This window comes from Streptomyces recifensis (genome assembly GCF_002154615.1).
Classification (GTDB): Bacteria; Actinomycetota; Actinomycetes; order Streptomycetales; family Streptomycetaceae; genus Streptomyces; species Streptomyces griseoluteus.
Map to the genome: position 1 here is coordinate 1 of NZ_MUNH01000719.1, position 765 is coordinate 765.

At 71.6% G+C, this 765-nt stretch carries 3 pseudogenes; 2 read left to right on the top strand and 1 reads right to left on the bottom strand.

Annotation, left to right across the window (positions count from 1 at the left end):
* Together CCN33_RS28840 and CCN33_RS33890 are read left to right on the top strand one after the other, a co-directional pair.
* Positions 1–445 (top strand): annotated as a pseudogene (locus CCN33_RS28840) (ATP-dependent DNA helicase RecG); the annotation flags it as partial.
* Between the two features lie 128 nt (positions 446–573).
* A pseudogene (locus tag CCN33_RS33890) lies at positions 574–621 on the top strand (hypothetical protein); the annotation flags it as partial.
* A 27-nt stretch (positions 622–648) separates the two neighbouring features.
* Here CCN33_RS33890 and CCN33_RS33895 read toward each other — a convergent pair.
* Positions 649–765: pseudogene (locus tag CCN33_RS33895) on the bottom strand (RsmD family RNA methyltransferase); the annotation flags it as partial.

Below are 765 nucleotides of genomic sequence, written 5' to 3' on the forward strand. Positions count from 1 at the left end.
GGTCGGCGTCAACGTCCCCAACGCCACGGCGATGGTCATCATGGACGCCGACCGCTTCGGCGTCTCCCAGCTCCACCAGCTGCGCGGCCGCGTCGGCCGCGGCTCGGCCCCCGGCCTGTGTCTCCTGGTCAGCGAGATGCCCGAGGCGAGCCCGGCCCGCCAGCGTCTCAACGCCGTCGCCTCCACCCTCGACGGCTTCGAACTCTCGCGCATCGACCTCGAACAACGCCGCGAGGGCGACGTCCTCGGCCAGGCCCAGTCCGGCGCCCGCACCAGCCTCCGCGTCCTGGAGGTGATCGAGGATGAGGAAATCATCGCGGAGGCACGGGAGGAGGCGTCGGCGCTGGTGGCGGCGGACCCGGAGCTGGAGCGCCTTCCCGGCCTGCGCACAGCCCTGGAGGCCCTCCTGGACGAGGAGAGGGAGCAGTACCTGGAAAAGGGCTGAGGTGTCCTTCCCCGAAGGGGCGCGGGGAACGGCGTGATCAAGCCCCGGGCACCCGCACCCGCCAACGCGCCAGCAGACCCCCCACCACCTGCGAAAATAGAAGAACCCCAAGAAGAAGGACCGCTCACATGACCCGCGTGATCGCCGGCACGGCAGGCGGACGGCGCCTCTCCGTGCCGCCCGGCACAGGAACCCGCCCAACCTCCGACCGCGCCGGAGCCGGCGTAGAGGTCCAGGACTCGTTCGCCGTCCAGGGGGGTGCCGAGGAGGGACTGCCAGGTGGAGAAGAGGGCTTCGCGTGCGCGGTCGGAGGTTGGGCG